Genomic DNA, 17652 nt, shown 5'->3' on the forward strand with positions numbered 1-17652 from the left:
TGTGACTGTCGGATTCATTTGTGCCTGTTTGCGTGCGGCGTGCGCGGGCAGTATTGCAAGACGGCGCTGCGATGCCATCGACCAAACGGCTCAGCCGTGGCGTCGTGCCATGAACTGCATCACGCTGGTCGCGGCTGCGTGGCGCGCCCATTGAAACTGCCCGCCGCGTGCCCATGTGGGCAGGACCTTCCGCATGGAGCTGCTCGTGCCTCTGCTCATCACACTCGGCCTGGCCGCGCTGTTCCTGTTGTGGCTGGTGGGGCAGCCTCGGCTCGCCGAGTGGCGCCGCGCGCGCGTGCGCCGCCAGCCCTTTCCCGCCGGATGGCGGCGCATCCTCAAGCGCCGGGTGCCGGTGTTTCGCCGCCTGCCGGTCGACCTGCAACTGCAGCTGAAAAAGCACATGCAGGTGTTCCTCGCCGAAAAGCCCTTCATCGGCTGCGCGGGGCTGCAGGTGACCGACGAGATGCGCGTCACCATCGCGGCGCAGGCCTGTCTGCTGCTGCTCAACCACCCCCGGCCGGACTACTTTCCGAATCTGCGCCAGGTGCTGGTCTACCCTGGCGCCTTTGCGGTGAGCCGCGTGCACAGCGACGGCGCCGTGGTGCAGGACCAGCGGCAGGTGCTGGCCGGCGAATCGTGGCAGCAGGGGCAGGTGATCCTGTCGTGGCAGGACGCGCTGGAAGGCGCGGCGGTGGCCGACGACGGGCGCAACGTGGTGATCCACGAATTCGCCCACCAGATCGACCAGGCCAACGGCCCGGCCAACGGCGCGCCGCTGCTGCCCACCACCCGCGACCGGCGGCGGTGGTCGCGGGTGTGGAACGAGGCATTCGCCGAATTGCAGGCGCAGGCGGCCCGAGGCGAGCCGTCCCTGTTCAGTGACTACGGTGCCACCAGCCCGGCCGAGTTCTTTGCGGTGGCATCCGAAGTGTTCTTCGAGCAGCCGCAGCAGATGGCCTGGGAAGCGCCCGAGCTTTACCGCGAACTCGCGCGGTTCTACCGGGTGAATCCGATCAACTGGTAGCGGCAGCGCCCGGCCCTGCGTTGTGCGGGCGCCTGGCGCATCAGGCCGCCGGACCTGAGCATTGCGCCACGGCGGCCCTGAGTTTGCGGCGCTGCCCCGCCGGCTGCGGCCGGGGCGCGCCGGCACCCCGATATCATGCGCGGCTCGTTTGCGCGCACCATGGCCGACACCCTCAACCCCGCCCAGCTCGAAGCCGTCTATCACGCGTCGGGGCCCTGCCTCGTGCTGGCCGGCGCCGGCTCGGGCAAGACGCGCGTCATCACGCACAAGATCGCGCGGCTGCTGCAGTCGGGTCTGGCGCCGAAGCAGGTGGCGGCCATCACCTTCACCAACAAGGCGTCGGCCGAGATGCGCGAGCGCGCCAAGCACCTGGTGGGCCGCGCCGCGAAGGACCTGCTCATCAGCACCTTCCACTCGCTGGGCGTGCGCCTGCTGCGTGAAGACGGCGGCAAGCTCGGCCTCAAGCCGCAGTTTTCCATCCTCGACAGCGACGACGTGCTGTCCATCCTGCGCGATGCAGGCGGCACCACCGATGCCGCGCTGGCGCGGCGCTGGCAGTGGACCATCAGCCTGTGGAAGAACAACGGGCTCGACTCGGCCCGTGCCGAGGCCGCCGCGCAGGACGACGATGAACGGGTGGCCGCGCGGGTGATGGCGCGTTATGAAGAGCGGCTGGCGGCCTACCAGGCGGTGGACTTCGACGACCTGATCGGCCTGCCGGTGAAGCTGCTCGAGCGCGACGAGGAGACCCGCAACAAGTGGCAGACACAGCTGCGCCACGTGCTGGTCGACGAATACCAGGACACCAACGCGCAGCAGTACGAGTTCCTCAAGCTGCTGGTGGGCGAGGGCCGCGAGCGCCCGGCGATGTTCACCGCGGTGGGCGACGACGACCAGAGCATCTACGGCTGGCGCGGCGCCACCATCGAGAACCTCAAGCGCCTGCCGCAGGACTACCCCGACCTCAAGGTCATTCCGCTGGAGCAGAACTACCGCTCCACCGGCTCCATCCTGCGGGCCGCCAACAACGTGATCGCGCTGAATCCCAAGCTCTTCGAGAAGAAGCTGTGGAGCGAATACGGCGACGGCGAGCCCGTGCGGCTCAACGAATGCGACGGCGAGGAGCACGAGGCCGAGCGCGCGGTGGCCCGCATCCAGAGCGTGCGCGGGCAGGGCGGCCAGGTGGAGTGGAAGGACTTCGCGATCCTCTACCGCGCCAACCACCAGGCGCGCGTGTTCGAGAAGGCGCTGCGCAAGGCCGAGATCCCGTACAAGGTGTCCGGCGGCCAGAGCTTCTTCGACCGCGCCGAGATCAAGGACCTGTGCGCCTGGCTGCGCCTGCTGGTGAACCAGGACGACGACCCGGCCTTCCTGCGCGCCGTCACCACGCCCAAGCGCGGCATCGGCCACCAGACGCTCGGACAGCTGGGCGAGTTCGCGGCGAAGTGGAAGGTGTCGCTGTACGAGGCGCTGTTCGCCGACTCGCTCGGCACCGCGGTGAGCGCACGCGCCATCGGCTCGCTGCACGAGTTCGGCCGCTACGTCACCGACCTGGAGCACCGCGCGCGCCACACCAGCGGCGCCGAGGACGCCAAGGCGCTGCTCCTCGAATGGCTGAAGGACATCGGCTACGAGCAGCACCTGTACGACGGCGAAGACAGCGAGAAGCTCGCGGCCTCGCGCTGGTCGAACGTGATGGACTTCGTCGACTGGATCGCCAAGCGCTGCGGCGGCGAGATCACCAACGAGGGCGGCACCTTCGAGACCGAGCGCAAGACGGTGCTCGACGTGGCCCAGACCATCAGCGTCATCATCAGCCTGGCCGAACGCGGCGACGAGCAGAACGTGGTCACGCTGTCGACGCTGCATGCGTCCAAGGGCCTGGAGTGGCCGCACGTGGTGCTGGCGGGCGTCAACGAAGGGCTGCTGCCGTTCAAGACCGACGACGAGGACATGACGGCGCAGCGGCTCGAGGAGGAGCGCCGCCTCATGTACGTAGGCATCACCCGCGCGCGCACCACGCTCGTGGTCAGCACGCTGCGCCGCCGCAAGAAGGGCCGCGACACGGTGCAGGGCATCCCGAGTCGCTTCATCGGCGAGATGAAGCTCAACGAGCAGACGCGCCGCGAAGACCCGCGCGAGAAGTTGAAGGCGCTGCGGGCTGAATTCGCGGCACGGGCCGCGGCCGCCAAGCCGCAGGCGGTTTGACTCTCGCGCAGGCAGCCCGATTGCTGGTACACTCCAGCCTTCGCGCGAGCGGCATCACCCCCTGATGCCTCAGGCTCGCCGAGATCAAGAGTTGATCTCCCTCCCTTGCCAGACCTTCTGATTGCTTCGGCGGTCCCCGTGTTCTGGCTGCCCCTGGCCCGCGGCGAGTGACCCTGCGTGCCAGCCGCCGGACAGAGCTCATCCGCCGCATGCGCGCACCGCGCGCTTTCCAGTCAGACCCGGCGGCCCCCGTATTCAGAGGGCCGGCCACCAAAGGATTCAGCATTCATACCGCCCTACAGGTCGGGAAGTACCTCGTTTCTCCCCTGATCCGCCGCGACGACGGCGGACGCTACACGGCTTCCGTGTCGATCCGCAGCGGTCGAGGAAGCATGACCCACGACCGCGTGATGCGTTTCGTGCCCGTTTTCGCCTCACGCGAGCAGGCGGCCCGTTTTGCCACGTCCCAGGCCCTCACCTGGATCGGCCAGCGCGCGCCTGCCCAAGCCCCATCCACCTTCACTCTGGAGTGACCGCATGGCCAAGGAAGAACTCATCGAGATGCACGGCGTCGTGAACGAGATCCTGCCGGACTCGCGCTTTCGCGTGACGCTCGAAAACGGGCATCAGCTGGTCGCCTACACCGGCGGCAAGATGCGCAAGCACCACATCCGCATCCTGGCCGGCGACAGCGTGTCGCTGGAACTCTCGCCCTACGACCTCACCAAGGGCCGCATCACCTTCCGCCATCTCGACCGGCGAAGCGCTGCTGCGCCCTCCACCCCGCGGGCACCGCGCCGATGAACCTGCATCGCGACGACGCCCATTCATTTCCCGCATTCAGCCTCCCTGTCAGGAGGCTGCTGACCCGCACCGGCCAAAGCTGGGGCATTTTTTCAACGCATCCAGCAAGGATCGACGACATGACGACTGAAACCGGCACTGTGAAATGGTTCAACGAAAGCAAGGGCTTCGGCTTCATTGCCCCCGACAACGGCGGCAAGGACCTGTTCGCCCACTTCAAGGAGATCCAGGGCACGGGCTTCAAGGTGCTGACTGAAAACCAGCGCGTGGAGTTCGAGGTGACCCAGGGCCAAAAAGGCCCCCAGGCCTCGCGCATCCGCGCCCTCTGACTCTGACGCACGCCGGGGCCTCGCGCCCCGTTCGTGCTGCCAGATGAGAAGAACACCCTGCGCTCACACCGCAGGGTGTTTTGCTTTCAGGCCGCCACCTGCACCACCAGCTTGCCGAAGTTGCGTCCCTGCAGCAGGCCGATGAAGGCCTGCGGTGCGTTCTCCAGCCCTTCGACCCGGTCTTCGCGCGGCTTCACGAGGCCGGCCTCGAGCCAGCGGCTCATCTCGCGGCGGAACGCTTCGAAACGCTCGCCGTAGTGGTCGAGGATGATGAAGCCCTGCAGGCGCACCCGCTTCTGCAGCACGGCGGCCAGCAGCTGCGGCAGCCGGTTGGGGCCTCCGGGCAGCACGCTCTCGTTGTAGTGCGCGATGAAGCCGCACACCGGCACCCGCGCGCCGAGGTTGAGCCGCGGCAGCACCGCCTCGAGCACCGCGCCGCCCACGTTCTCGAAGTACACGTCGATGCCTTGCGGGCAGGCGGCGCCGAGCTGCTGCTCGAAGTCGGGCGCATGGCGGTCGATGCAGGCATCGAAGCCGAGCACTTCGATGGCATGGCGGCATTTGTCGGCGCCGCCGGCAATGCCCACCACGCGCGCGCCCTTCAGCTTCGCGATCTGCCCGACCACCGAGCCCACCGCGCCGGTGGCGGCGGCCACCACCACCGTCTCGCCGGGCTTCGGCTGGCCGATGTCGTGCAGGCCGACCCAGGCGGTGAATCCGGGCATGCCCAGCGCGCCGAGCGCGAGCGACGGTTGCGCCATGTCGCCCAGCGGCAGCAGGTCGGTGCCATCGGACAGCGCGTAGTCCTGCCAGCCCGCGTTGGCGAGCACGAGGTCGCCCTCGCGCCAGCGGGTGTGGCGCGAGGCGGCCACGCGGCTCACCGTGCCGCCCACCATGGCGGCGCCCAGCGGCACCGGCGGCGCATAGCCGGGGCCGGTGGGCTCCATCAGGTTGCGCATGTAGGGGTCGAGCGACAGGTGCAGCGTGCGCAGCAGCACCTGCCCGTCGGCCGGTGTCGGGGCCGGCTGGGTTTCGAGGCGGAAGTCCTGCAGCGCGGGCAGGCCCTGCGGGTGCGCGGCCAGCACGATGCGGCGGTTGAGGGTATCGGCCGTGGACATGGGGGTCTCCTTCCTGGGCAGGTTCAGGCCCGCGCCGGGCGCGGCCCGTAGCGCAGCGTGAGCACGGTGCCGAGCGCGAGGGCGGCCGCCGCAAAGGCGGGTCCGCCGAGGGCGCCGATGTGATCGACCAGCAGGCCGCCGCCCACTGCGCCGCTGGCGATGGCCACCTGGAACGCCGCCACCAGCAGCCCGCCGGCGCCTTCGGCCTGGTCGGGCGCGGCCCGCACGATCCAGGTCTGGAAGCCGACCGGGAAGGCGCCGAACGCAAAGCCCCACAGGGCCACGGCCACCGCCGTCACCACCGCCGAGCTGCCCGCGACCAGCAGGCTGGCCGCCAGCACCGCGATCACCGCGCCGCCCGCGACGATGGCGTGGCGCTCGCTGCGTTCGGCGATCAGCCCGCCGGCGAAGTTGCCGAAGAAGCCGCCGATGCCGTAGCCCAGCAGCACAGCCGAGATCGCGCTCACCGACAGGTGGGTCACGTCTTCCATCAGTGGGCGGATGTAGGTGAAGCCGGCGAAGTGGCCCGAGATGACGAGCAGCACCGCCAGCAGCGCCACGCGCACGCCCGGGCGGGCCAGCAGCCGGCCCAGCACGCGCAGGTCCGGGTTGTCGCGCGGCGGCAGCGCGGGCAGCGTGAGCCACTGGAAGACCAGCGTCAGCACGCTCACCACCCCGGCGGCCACGAAGGCGCTGCGCCAGCCCCACAGGTCGCCCATCCACGCGCCCACGGGTGCGGCGCAGACGGTGGCCACCGACACGCCGGTGAGCACCACCGACATCGCCCGCGCGAACAGCGTCTCGGGCACCAGCCGCATTGCCAGCGCCGCGGCCATCGACCAGAAGCCGCCGAGCGCCACGCCGAGCATCACCCGCGCTGCCAGCAGTACCGCAAAGCTGTCGGCAGTGGCCGCCATCAGGTTGGACAGCACCAGCAGCAGCGTGAGGGCGAGCAGCACCGCCTTGCGGTCGAAGCGCCGGGTGAGCAGCGGAATCGAGGGCGCGGCCACCGCGCCCACCAGTGCGGTGGCCGTCACCGCCTGGCCCGCGGCACCGGCGGAGATGCCGAGGTCGGTGGCCATGGCGGTGAGCAGGCTGGCCGGCAGGAACTCGGCCGTGACCAGGCCGAAGACGCCGAGCGCAAGCGACACGACGGCCGGCCAGCGCGCCGGGTTGGCGGGCGCGCAGGCGGCCGAGGCCGCGGCGTCGAGGCTTTGGGAGCAGGAGGTGGCAGACACTTTGGGCGTAGGGAAAGTGAATCGGAGCGGGCAGCTTATGGATAAGATGCCGGCGTTTCCATGTTGGAAGAGCCGAAATGCTTGACCATTCGTCCGAAGATCCCATCTCCCGCGGCCCCGATGCCCTGACCCAGATCCTGCTGGGCCTGCGGCTCGATGGCGTCGAATACGGCCGCTGCCGGCTGCCCAGGCCCTGGGCGGTCGCCTTTCCGGCGCAGCGCTCGGCCCGTTTCCACTTCGTGGCGCACGGCGTGAGCTGGCTGCGCACCCAGCAGTCGGCCGACTGGCTGCGCCTGAACCCCGGCGATGCGGTGCTGCTGCCGCGGGGCAGCTTCCACATCATGGCCAGCGAGCCGGACGTGCCGGCGGTGGACATCGACTCGCTCGCGCGGGTGGCGGTGTCCGACAACATCTACCTGGTGGGCAGTGGCGACCGGGCTGCCGTGGCTGAGGGCGAGGTGGCCGACGTGATGTTCTGCGGCGCGCTGCGCTTCAACCTCGACCCGATGCACCCGCTGGTGGCGATGATGCCGGAGGTGATGCGCGCCGGAGAGCTGGCCCAGCGCGATGCCACCGTGCCGGCGTTGCTGGAGGCCATGGAGCGTGAGATGGCGCTCGACCGGGTGGGTGCCTGCGGCATCCTCGCGCGGCTGGCCGACGTGCTGGCCGCGAGCATCATCCGCGCCTGGGTCGAATGCGGCTGCAGCGACTCGACCGGCTGGGTGGCGGCGGTGCGCTGCCCCAGGGTCGGCAAGGTGCTGGCAGCCATCCATGCCGACCCGTCGCGCGACTGGAGCGTTCCGGCGCTGGCCGAGTTGATGGGCGCCTCGCGCTCGACCTTTGCCGAGGCCTTCACCCGCACGGTCGGCGAGAGCCCGGCAAAGTATGTGGCCAAGGTGAAGATGTTCCAGGCTCGCCGCTGGATCGAGCGCGAGGGCGTGCGCGTCTCGGTGGCTGCCAACCGGCTCGGCTATGACTCGGAGGCCTCCTTCAGCCGCGCCTTCAAGCGCATCCTCGGCCACCCGCCGAGCGCGGCGCGGGCGCTCAGGCCCTAGCGTTCATGCACTACCTCAGCTTCGACCTCATCGAAGGCTCCGACGGCGTCAGCACCCTCGATGCCATGGCCTCGACCTCCGCCACGCAGCACGCCGCGGCGATGGCCGAGGCGCAGCAGGTGCTCGACTGGGCCTGGCAGCACTTCCCGCACAGCCACGGACCGGTGGACGAGGGCATGGACTGGGATCACGACCTGCAGGTCGGTGTCGAAGGCGAGGGGCGCTGGCACACGGTGACGCTCACCTTGACCGGCTCGCCGCGTTTCGTCGAGGCGTTCCTGGCGGCATTCGGCGGCGACGAGCACGACTAGTTCACGCCGCGACAACCTTTATGAAGCATGAACCAGGGCCGACCCTATGTAAGGAAAGATTAAGTCTCCTTAAAGTCGTCTGAATGAACGACACAGCCGGCGCATCAGCCGGCGGAGGAGACAAGGCATGGACAAGCGGATCCCTCGGGTGTGGGGCAGGGCGCGACAGTGGTGGTGCGCCGTCGGACTTGCCGCGGCGACCGCGGCCGCCGCCGCCGGCGAAGTGGAGGTGCTGCACTGGTGGACCTCGGGCGGCGAAGCCCGGGCGGTGGGCGAGCTCAAGCGCACGCTCGGCGAGCAGGGCCACGGCTGGCGCGACTTCGCGGTGCAGGGCGGCGGCGGCGACACGGCGATGAGCGTGCTGCGCTCGCGGGTGGCCAACGGCAACCCGCCGGCGGCGGCGCAGATCAAGGGGCCGGCCATCCAGGAATGGGGCCGCCTGGGCGTGCTGGCCAACCTCGACGACGTGGCCCAGCAGCAGAAATGGGACTCGCAGCTGCCCAAGGTGGTGGCCGACGTGATGAAGGTGAACGGCCACTACGTCGCGGTGCCGGTGAACGTGCACCGGGTCAACTGGCTGTGGATCAACCGCGACGCGCTGCGCCGGGTGAGCCAGCGCGCGCCGCAGACCTGGGACGAGTTCTTCTCGCTGGCCGAAAAGCTGCAGAAGGCCGGCATCACGCCGGTGGCCCATGGCGGCCAGCCGTGGCAGGAATTCACCACCTTCGAGACGGTGGTGCTGGGCGTGGGCGGCGCCGACTTCTACCGCCGTGCCTTCGTGCAGCTCGATGCCAAGGCGCTGCAGAGCGCCACGATGGAGAGTGCGCTCACCACCTTCCGCCGCATCAAGGGCTACACCGACCGGAACGCGCCCGGGCGCGACTGGAACCAGGCCACCGCGATGGTCATCCGCGGCGAGGCGGCGATGCAGTTCATGGGCGACTGGGCCAAGGGCGAGTTCCTGGCCGCCGGCAAGGCGCCGGGTCGCGACTTCCTGTGCACCTCGGCGCCCGGCACAGAACGCGCCTACATCTTCAACATCGACAGCTTCGCGATGTTCCAGCTGAAGGGCGAGGCGGCGCAGCAGGCGCAGCGCGCGCTGGTGCGCTCGATCATGAGCCCGGCCTTCCAGGAGGTGTTCAACCTCAACAAGGGCTCCATCCCGGCAGTGAGCGGCGTCGACATGAAACGCTTCGACCTGTGCGGCCAGGAGTCGAGCGCCTACTTCGTGGCCACCGCCATGATCAACGCGCTGGTGCCTTCCATTGCCCACAAGATGGTCCAGCCGGCCGCCGTGGAAGACGCGATGAAGGATGCGGTGGCCGCGTTCTGGAACGACGACCGCACCACCAGCGCCGACACGATGAGCCGCTTCGTCGCGGCGGCCGCACGGAAGAAGTGACCCGTCCGCAGCCCCGCAGCTGAGCAGTCCTGCACGCCGGCGCTCGCCGTGATGGGGGACCCCGGGCTAACACGCACCCGCGCCCAGGCCTTTGTCTCTAGAGTGTTCCTGATCGCAGACGCCGAGGGCGCCGGCTCGATTGGGGAGCCGGTTCGATCGGAGAGAGAGGGACCCTGGGGGATGCGCCTGCGTTTTGCTGCGCCTGAGGGGGCGTGACAATGGGGCGGGCGGTCGTGCAGTGCAAGCTGCACGACCGTCCCTGCTTCCTCCCTCACCCTGCTCAGGGCTTGCCCGCTGGCAGCGCGTCATGCGCTCACCACAATGCCGGCGCATGAACGAATCCACCACCTTGCCGGCGTCGCGCATGGGCAGCACCCGTGCCGCGGTGTGGCTGGCCGTTGCCACCATCACCTGCGCCTCGCTCACCGTGCTGGGCAATGAAACCGGCGCCCGCTGGCTCGCCTTCGTCTTCAAGCCGCTGGCCACCGTGCTGGTGATCGCCCATGCCGCTGGCAGCACCGGCGACACCGGCGTGCGGCGCCGCTGGGTGCTGGCCGGCCTGGTGCTTTCGCTGGCCGGCGACGTGGCCCTGCTGTGGCCGCAGCAGGGGTTCCTGCCCGGGCTCGTGGCCTTCCTGCTGGCGCACTTGTGCTACCTGGTCGCGTTCACCCGCGGCGTGCGCCTGGCCGCCCAGCCGCTGGCCTTCGCCGCCTACGCGCTGGTGGCCGGCGCCGTGCTGAGCTTCCTGTGGCCCGGCGTGCCGGCTCCGCTGCAACTGCCGGTGCTGGCATATGTGGTGGCACTCGCGGCGATGGCGGCCCAGGCCGCCTGCTGGTGGTGGCACGCCCGCGGCAGCGGTCTGGATGCACGGGCGCGGCTGGCTGCCCTGGGCGGTGCGCTGTTCGTGCTGTCCGACGCACTGCTGGCGACCGACAAGTTCCAGGGGCCGCTGCCGCATGCATCGGTCTGGGTCCTGTCCACCTATTGGCTGGCGCAGTGGCTGATCGCCAGCAGCCTCGCAGCGCCACCGCGCCGCTGACCGAGCTTCAATTTCCCCGCCTCCTGCTTCGGCCTGCAATTGGTCGAAGATCAGTCTTGAGCAGCCGAAGTCGGCTTCCTACGATGGCGTCGCCCGAGCCGCGCAGACGGCCAGGCGCAGGAGACAACAACCGTGGTGATCCGCTGGGACGACTTGTCGCCGGGCGAGCTCGCCGTGCTGGAGGCCGTGTTCTGGTCGTCCGGCGCGTCGCGTTCGGAGCTGGCTGAACGATCCGCCTTTTCCAAGAGCAAGGCCAACGGCGCCGTGGCAGGCCTGGTCGAGCGCGGCCTGCTCGACGAGACCGGCCCGCAGGCCTCTTCCGGCGGGCGTCGCCCCGAGACGTTGCGCCTGGCCCGCAGCATGGGCGTGCTGGTCGGCGTGGACCTGGGCGCCACCAGCATGGACGTGGCGGTGCTCGCGCCCGACCTCACCGTGCTGGCCCACCATGGCGAGCCGGCCGACGTGCTGGCCGGCCCGGGTGTGATGCTCTCCCGCGTGCGCGAAGTGCTGCGCGACCTGCTCAAGCGCTGCGGCGTCGGCCGCGAGCGGGTGCTGGGCATCGGCATGGGTGTGCCCGGCCCGGTGGAATTCGAAAGCGGCCTGCTGGTGAACCCGCCGCTCATGCCCGGCTGGGAAGGCTTCTCGATCCGCGACTACCTGCGCGACGAATACGCGGCGCCGGCCTTCATCGACAACGACGTGAACCTCATGGCGCTGGGCGAGCTTTGGCGGCTGCACCGCGGGCTGCCCAACTTCCTGGTGTTCAAGGTGGGCACCGGCATCGGCTGCGGCATCGTCTGCCACGGCGAGGTGTACCGGGGAGCCGACGGCTCCGCCGGCGACGTGGGCCACATCTGCGTGGACCCGCACGGCCCGCGCTGCCGCTGCGGCAACCTGGGCTGCGTGGAGGCCCTGGCCGCCGGCCCCGCCATCGCCAGCATGGCGACCGAGGCCGCACAGGCCGGTGAAAGCCGCCTGCTGGCGAAGATGCTGGCCGAGCAGGGCCAGCTCACGCCGCTCGACGTGGACCAGGCGAGCCGCACCGGCGACGCGGCGGCCAACGCGATCATCCAGCGCGCCGGCGGCTACATCGGCCAGATGCTCGCGTCGGTGGTGAACTTCTTCAACCCGTCGCACGTGTTCATCGGCGGCGGCGTCTCGCGCATGGGGCCGCTGCTGCTGGCGTCCATCCGCCAGAGCGTCTACCACCGCTCGCTGGCCCTGTCGACACGGCACCTCGAGATCCAGTACGCGCCGCTCGGCGAACGGGCGGGCGTCATCGGCGCCGGCGTGCTGGCGCTGCAGGAGACGATGCGCCGCCGCGGGCGCGTGGAGGCGGTGGCACCTCTGCGCCTGCGCGGTGAATGAATTCAAACGCCGAACCCCGATGAGCGTCTCAGTCCGATTCAACGAGGTGGTCAAGCGCTTCGGCCCGGTGCAGGTGCTGCACGGCGTCAGCTTCGCGCTCGAACCGGGCCGCGTGGTCGGCCTGCTCGGCGAAAACGGTGCGGGCAAGTCCACGCTGATGAAGATCCTCTGCGGCTACGAAGCCGCCAGCGGCGGCGAGGTGCTGGTCGACGGCACGCCGCGCAGCTTCAACGGCTCGCGCGAGGCCGAGGCGGCCGGCATCGTGCTGATCCACCAGGAGTTCAACCTCGCTGAACACCTCACCATCGCGCAGAACATCTTCCTCGGCCACGAGCTGCGCAGCGGCTGGCTGCTCGACGACGCCGCCATGCGCCAGGCCACCCGCGGCCTGCTGCAGCAGGTGGGGCTCGACGCCGACCCCGACACGCCGGTGCGCCACCTGATCGTGGCCGAGAAGCAGCTGGTCGAGATCGCGAAGGCCCTGCAGCGCCGCGCGCGGCTGCTGATCATGGACGAGCCCACCGCGACGCTCACGCCTTCGGAGACGCAGCGCCTGTTCGGCCTCATCGCGCAGCTCAGGGCCGCCGGCGTCACCATCGTCTACATCTCGCACAAGCTCGACGAAGTGGAGCGCATCACCGACGAGGTGGTGGTCATGCGCGACGGCCGGTTCGTCACCCGGGCGCCCACCGCCGGCCTGTCGCGCCAGCAGATGGCCAACCTCATGGTGGGCCGCGAGCTGTCCGACATGTTCCCGCCGAAGCAGCTGCCGCGCACCGATGCCTTGCCGTTGATGAAGGTCGAGCACTACACGGTGCCCGGCTGGGCCGACGACGTGAGCTTCGAGGTCCGGCCCGGCGAGGTGCTGGGTTTCGCCGGCCTGGTGGGCGCCGGGCGCACCGAGCTGTTCGAAGGGCTGCTCGGCCTGCGCGAGGGCGGCCACGGCCGCGTCGAGCTGCTGGGGCGCGAGGTGGCGCTGCAAAGCCCGCGGCAGGCGGCCGAACAGGGCCTCACCTACCTGAGCGAAGACCGCAAGGGCAAGGGCCTGCATGTGAGCATGGGCCTGGCCGAGAACCTCACGCTGATGTCGCTCGAGCGGTATGCGAAGCCGCTGCTCGACCCCGCGGCCGAACACCGTGCGCTGCAGCAGGCGGTGACCGACTTCGGCATCCGCACCGGCGACCTCTACAACAAGGCGTCGTCGCTGTCGGGCGGCAACCAGCAGAAGCTGGCGATCGCGCGGGTGCTGCAGCCGAAGCCGCAGGTGGTGGTGCTCGACGAGCCGACCCGCGGCGTCGACGTGGGGGCCAAGCGCGACATCTACTTCCTGATCCGGCAGCTGGCCGGCGAAGGCCGTGCCGTCATCGTGATCTCGTCGGAGCTGATCGAGCTGATCGGCCTGGCGCACCGGGTGGTCGTCATGCGCAACGGCCGTGTCATGGCCACGCTGGCCGCCGACCAACTGAGCGAAGAGGAGCTGATCGCCCATGCCACCGGCACCCACCACTGACGCGGCGGCGACCACGCCCGCCGCCCCCTCGCGCCGGCCGGCCTGGCGCCGCGCCGAAGGCCTGGGCCCGGTGCTCGGCCTGGTGCTGCTGTGCATCGCGGGCACCGTGCTCAACCCGGATTTCGCGACCTGGGACAACGCGATGAACGTGCTCACCCGCACCGCCTTCATCGGCATCATCGCGGTGGGCATGTGTTTCGTCATCACCTCCGGCGGCATCGACCTGTCGGTGGGCTCGATGGCCGCGCTGATTGCCGGCAGCATGATCATCGTGATGAACAAGCTCGGCCCGCTGGGCGCCTCGCCGGTGTGGGTGGTGGCCGCGGGCGTGCTGTTCGCGCTGGTGCTGGGAGCGCTGTTCGGCTTCGCCCACGGCCTGCTCATCACCAAGGGCCGCATCGAGCCCTTCATCGTGACGCTGGGCACGCTGGGCATCTTCAGGGCGCTGCTCACCTGGTTTGCCGACGGCGGCGCGATCACGCTCGACAACGAACTGTCCGAGGCCTACGGCCCGGTGTACTACGGCAGCCTGCTGGGCGTGCCGGTGCCGATCTGGGTCTTCGCGGCGGTGGCGATCGCCGGAGCGGTGATCCTGAACCGCACGCGGTTCGGCCGCTATGTGCAGGCCATCGGCTCGAACGAGCAGGTGGCGCGTTATGCCGCGGTCGACGTGGACCGCATCAAGACGCTCACCTATGCCCTGCTGGGCGTCTGCGTAGGCATCGCCACCTTGCTGTATGTGCCGCGCCTGGGCTCGGCCACGCCGACCACCGGGCTGCTGTGGGAGCTGGAGGCGATTGCCGCGGTCATCGTCGGCGGCACGGCACTCAAGGGCGGCGAAGGCCGCATCGCCGGCACCGTGGTGGGCGCGGTGCTGCTCTCGGTCATCAGCAACATCCTCAACCTCACCAGCATCATCAGCGTGTACCTCAACGCGGCGGTGCAGGGCCTCGTGATCATCGCCGTCGCATTCCTCCAGCGACGACGGCGGTAGTTCTCTCGGGCAGCCCGTGCTGCCCATTCCTCTGACGACCACACGACAGGAGACAACAGCGATGAAGTTCACAAGACGCACCCTGGGCCTCGCGGCCGCAGCGATGGCGGCGCTCGGTACCACCGGCACCGCCTTCGCCCAGAACAAGGTCAACCTCGGCGTGGCCATCCCGGCGGCGACGCACAGCTTCACCGCCGGCATCGTGTGGTGGGCCAACGAGGCGAAGAGGGAGCTCGAGAAGAAGCACCCCGACCTCAAGGTCACCATCAAGACCGCCAGCGGCGCGCCCGAGCAGGCCAACCAGCTGCAGGACCTAGTGACGGTCAACAAGATCAACGCGCTCGTGGTGTTCCCGTTCGAGTCCGCCTCGCTCACCCAGCCGGTGGCCCAGGTGAAGAACAAGGGCGTCTACGTGACGGTGGTCGACCGCGGGCTCACCGACACCTCGGCACAGGATGCCTATGTCGCCGGCGACAACACCGCCTTCGGCAAGGTGCCGGCCGAGTACCTGGCCCAGGCGCTGGGCGGCAAGGGCAACATCGTGGCGCTGCGCGGCATCCCCACCACGCTCGACAACGAGCGCATGGATGCCTTCAACGCGGTGATGAAGAACCACCCCGGCATCAAGCTGCTCGACGCCAAGCACGGCAACTGGAACCGCGACGACGCGTTCAAGGTGATGCAGGACTTCCTGACCCGCTTCAAGCAGATCGACGCGGTGTGGGCCGCAGACGACGACATGGCGGTGGGCGTGCTGAAGGCCATCGACCAGGCCAGGCGCAAGGACATCCGGATCGTCTTCGGCGGCGCCGGCGCGAAGGGCATGGTCAAGACGCTGATCGACGGCAACGACCCGCGCATCCAGGCCAACGTGTCGTACTCGCCGAAGTTCATGTACGACGCGATCAAGCTCACCGCCGAGGCGCGCCTGAAGGGCGAGAAGCTGCCGCCGACGACCATCATTCCTTCGGTGCTGATCACGAAGGAGAACGCCCGGCAGTTCTACTTCCCCGACTCGCCGTTCTGACCCTCACGGTGCCGCTCAGCAGGAGATCTCCATGGCCAGACCCGTCACCTTGTTCACCGGCCAGTGGGCCGACCTTCCGTTGGCCGAACTGGCGCCGCTGGCCAGGCAGATGGGCTACGACGGCCTGGAGCTCGCCTGCTGGGGCGACCACTTCAACGTGCAGCAGGCGCTGCGCGACGACGGCTATTGCGAGCGGCAGCGCCGGCTGCTCGCCTCGCACGGCCTGCAGTGTTTCGCCATCGGCAACCACCTCACCGGCCAGGCGGTGTGCGACCGGATCGACGAACGCCACAAGGCCATCGTGCCGGCGCATGTGTGGGGCGACGGCGACCCCGAAGGCGTGCGGCGCCGTGCCGCGCAGGAGATGCAGGACACCGCGCGTGCCGCCCGCCGCTTCGGCGTGCCTACCGTCACCGGCTTCACCGGCTCGTCGATCTGGCATTCGATCTATGCCTTCCCGCCGACCACCCAGGCCTACTGGGATGCCGGCTTCGAGGACTTCGCGCAGCGCTGGACTCCCATCCTCGACGTCTTCGACAAGGAGGGCGTCGACTTCGCGCTCGAGGTGCACCCCACCGAAATCGCCTTCGACATCGCGTCGACGCAGCGTGCGATCGACGCCGTGGGAGGCCACCAGCGCTTCGGCTTCAACTTCGACCCGAGCCATCTCGCCTACCAGGGCGTGGACTATGTGAAGTTCGTCCGCACCTTCGCGAGCCGCATCCACAACTGCCACATGAAGGACGTGTGGTGGGGCAAGGGCGACGGCACGGTGGGCACCTTCGGCGGCCACACCAGCTTCGGCGACGCGCGTCGCAGCTGGGACTTCCGCAGCGTGGGCCGCGGCATGATCGACTTCGAATCCATCATCGTGGCGCTCAACGACATCGGCTACCAGGGGCCGTTGAGCGTCGAGTGGGAAGACAGCCGCATGGACCGTGTGCACGGTGCCACCGAAAGCGCGGCGTTCTGCAAGCGGCTCGACTTCAAGCCGGCGGCGCAGGCCTTCGATGCGGCCTTCGAAGGCAAGGGGGGCTGAGCCGATGCAAGCCTTCCGGTACGCAATGGTGGGCGGCGGCCAGGGCGCCTTCATCGGCGGTGTGCACCGCATGGCGATGGCGCTCGACGGGCGCTACCGGCTGGTGGCCGGCGCCCTGTCGTCCGACGCCGAACGGGCACGCGCGTCCGGCCGCGAGCTGGGCCTGGCCGACGACCGCAGCCACGCCCGCTGGCAGGACCTGCTCGAGGACGAACTCAGGCGCCCGCGCGAAGAGCGCATCGACATGGTGTGCATCGTCACGCCCAACCACCTGCACTACGAGGTGGCGCGTGCCTTCACCGAGGCCGGCTTCCATGTGGTGTGCGACAAGCCGCTGTGCCACACCAGCGAGCAGGCCGAAGAGCTGGTGCAGCTGTCGCGCCGGCATGGCACGGTGTTCGGCGTGACCTACAACTACACCGGCTATCCGATGGTGCGCCAGGCACGCGAGATGGTCGCAAGCGGCGCGCTCGGCACGCTGCGCAAGGTGGTGGTCGAGTACCACCAGGGCTGGCTCGCCCGCAACGTGGAATCCAGCAAGCAGGCCGCGTGGCGGCTCGACCCGCAGCGCAGCGGCATTGCCGGCGCCATGGGCGACATCGGCTCGCATGCCGAGAACCTGGTCGCCACGGTGACGGGGCTGCAGCTCGAAAGCCTGTGCGCCGACCTCACCAGCTTCGGTGCCGGCCGCATTCTCGACGACGATGCCTCGCTGCTGCTGCGCTTCGCCGGCGGCGCGCGCGGCGCGATGCTCGCGTCGCAGGTCGAAGCCGGCTGCGAGAACGACCTGCGCTTGCGCGTGTCGGGCACCCTCGGCACGCTGATGTGGCGCCAGGAAGAGCCCAACCGCCTGGAGTTCGCGCCGCTGGACGGCCCGCGCCAGGAGCTCACCCGCGGCTCGCCCTGGCTGGGCGAAGCGGCCCGCCGCGCCACGCGCCTGCCCAGCGGCCACCCCGAAGCCTTCATCGAAGCCTTTGCGAACGTGTACCTGGGCGTCGCCGAAGCCATGGCGGCGGTCAGGGCCGGCCGGGCGCCGGCGCTCCACGAAGCAGACTTCCCCACGGTGGCCGAAGGTGCTCGCGGCGTGCGCTTCATCGAGAAGACGGTGGCGTCGGCCCGCTCCGAGGCCAAATGGACCGCCTGTTCGTAGTGCGCGCGGCGCCCGCCGCTCCTGCCTGATGTAACG

Annotated in this window: 17 protein-coding genes; 15 read left to right on the forward strand and 2 right to left on the reverse strand. The window is 69.6% G+C overall.

Features of this window, described 5'->3' with window-relative positions:
* Positions 1–193 precede the first annotated feature (193 nt).
* The 5 genes from E8D38_RS07020 to cspE all read left to right on the forward strand — a co-directional run bounded on the left by E8D38_RS07020 (position 194) and on the right by cspE (position 4365).
* On the forward strand, positions 194–1024 hold the full coding sequence (locus E8D38_RS07020; protein WP_140627266.1) for a M90 family metallopeptidase: 831 nt from the start codon (positions 194–196) through the stop codon (positions 1022–1024).
* Between the two features lie 159 nt (positions 1025–1183).
* Positions 1184–3232: an ATP-dependent helicase gene (locus E8D38_RS07025; RefSeq protein WP_140627269.1), complete on the forward strand. Its 2049-nt coding sequence runs from the start codon at positions 1184–1186 to the stop codon at positions 3230–3232.
* 167 nt (positions 3233–3399) lie between these two features.
* Positions 3400–3765: a hypothetical protein gene (locus E8D38_RS07030; RefSeq protein WP_425462758.1), complete on the forward strand. Its 366-nt coding sequence runs from the start codon at positions 3400–3402 to the stop codon at positions 3763–3765.
* Positions 3766–3769: 4 nt separating this feature from the next.
* Positions 3770–4036, forward strand: a complete 267-nt coding sequence (gene infA, locus E8D38_RS07035) for a translation initiation factor IF-1 (protein WP_140627271.1) — start codon at positions 3770–3772, stop codon at positions 4034–4036.
* Positions 4037–4155: 119 nt separating this feature from the next.
* Positions 4156–4365: a transcription antiterminator/RNA stability regulator CspE gene (cspE, locus tag E8D38_RS07040; RefSeq protein WP_140627462.1), complete on the forward strand. Its 210-nt coding sequence runs from the start codon at positions 4156–4158 to the stop codon at positions 4363–4365.
* Positions 4366–4451: 86 nt separating this feature from the next.
* Here the strand turns inward: cspE and E8D38_RS07045 are convergent, their stop codons facing one another.
* Positions 4452–5483 (reverse strand): NADP-dependent oxidoreductase, encoded by a 1032-nt coding sequence (locus E8D38_RS07045; protein ID WP_140627273.1) that lies wholly within the window; start codon positions 5481–5483, stop codon positions 4452–4454.
* Positions 5484–5506: 23 nt separating this feature from the next.
* A complete protein-coding gene (locus E8D38_RS07050; RefSeq protein WP_140627275.1) occupies positions 5507–6721 on the reverse strand; it encodes an MFS transporter in 1215 nt (404 codons plus the stop codon).
* A 77-nt stretch (positions 6722–6798) separates the two neighbouring features.
* On the opposite strand from E8D38_RS07050, the gene E8D38_RS07055 reads away from it, so the two are divergent.
* The 10 genes from E8D38_RS07055 (at position 6799) to E8D38_RS07100 (ending at position 17616) form a co-directional block, all read left to right on the forward strand.
* Positions 6799–7776, forward strand: a complete 978-nt coding sequence (locus E8D38_RS07055) for an AraC family transcriptional regulator (protein WP_140627277.1) — start codon at positions 6799–6801, stop codon at positions 7774–7776.
* Positions 7777–7781: 5 nt separating this feature from the next.
* Positions 7782–8087: a hypothetical protein gene (locus E8D38_RS07060; protein ID WP_140627279.1), complete on the forward strand. Its 306-nt coding sequence runs from the start codon at positions 7782–7784 to the stop codon at positions 8085–8087.
* A 127-nt stretch (positions 8088–8214) separates the two neighbouring features.
* On the forward strand, positions 8215–9489 hold the full coding sequence (locus E8D38_RS07065) for an ABC transporter substrate-binding protein (protein ID WP_140627281.1): 1275 nt from the start codon (positions 8215–8217) through the stop codon (positions 9487–9489).
* 331 nt (positions 9490–9820) lie between these two features.
* Positions 9821–10528: a lysoplasmalogenase gene (locus E8D38_RS07070; protein WP_181178966.1), complete on the forward strand. Its 708-nt coding sequence runs from the start codon at positions 9821–9823 to the stop codon at positions 10526–10528.
* A 135-nt stretch (positions 10529–10663) separates the two neighbouring features.
* Entirely contained in the window at positions 10664–11896 is a 1233-nt protein-coding gene (locus tag E8D38_RS07075) for an ROK family transcriptional regulator (protein WP_140627464.1), read from the forward strand.
* Positions 11897–11915: 19 nt separating this feature from the next.
* Complete coding sequence (locus tag E8D38_RS07080; protein ID WP_140627285.1) at positions 11916–13406, forward strand: sugar ABC transporter ATP-binding protein; 1491 nt, start codon at positions 11916–11918, stop codon at positions 13404–13406.
* Positions 13384–14400, forward strand: coding sequence for an ABC transporter permease (locus tag E8D38_RS07085; RefSeq protein ID WP_140627287.1), 1017 nt, complete (start codon positions 13384–13386; stop codon positions 14398–14400). Before E8D38_RS07080 ends, E8D38_RS07085 begins: the two co-directional genes overlap by 23 nt.
* Before the next feature lie 61 nt (positions 14401–14461).
* The gene (locus tag E8D38_RS07090; RefSeq protein ID WP_140627289.1) at positions 14462–15427 is read left to right on the forward strand and encodes a substrate-binding domain-containing protein; all 966 of its coding nucleotides are present in this window, start codon (positions 14462–14464) and stop codon (positions 15425–15427) included.
* A 31-nt stretch (positions 15428–15458) separates the two neighbouring features.
* The gene (locus tag E8D38_RS07095; RefSeq protein WP_140627291.1) at positions 15459–16466 is read left to right on the forward strand and encodes a sugar phosphate isomerase/epimerase family protein; all 1008 of its coding nucleotides are present in this window, start codon (positions 15459–15461) and stop codon (positions 16464–16466) included.
* A 4-nt stretch (positions 16467–16470) separates the two neighbouring features.
* Positions 16471–17616, forward strand: a complete 1146-nt coding sequence (locus E8D38_RS07100) for a Gfo/Idh/MocA family protein (protein WP_246099385.1) — start codon at positions 16471–16473, stop codon at positions 17614–17616.
* The last annotated feature ends 36 nt before the right edge of the window (positions 17617–17652 follow it).

It is taken from the genome of Methylibium rhizosphaerae (assembly GCF_006386545.1).
GTDB classification, from domain to species: domain Bacteria; phylum Pseudomonadota; class Gammaproteobacteria; order Burkholderiales; family Burkholderiaceae_C; genus Pseudorivibacter; species Pseudorivibacter rhizosphaerae.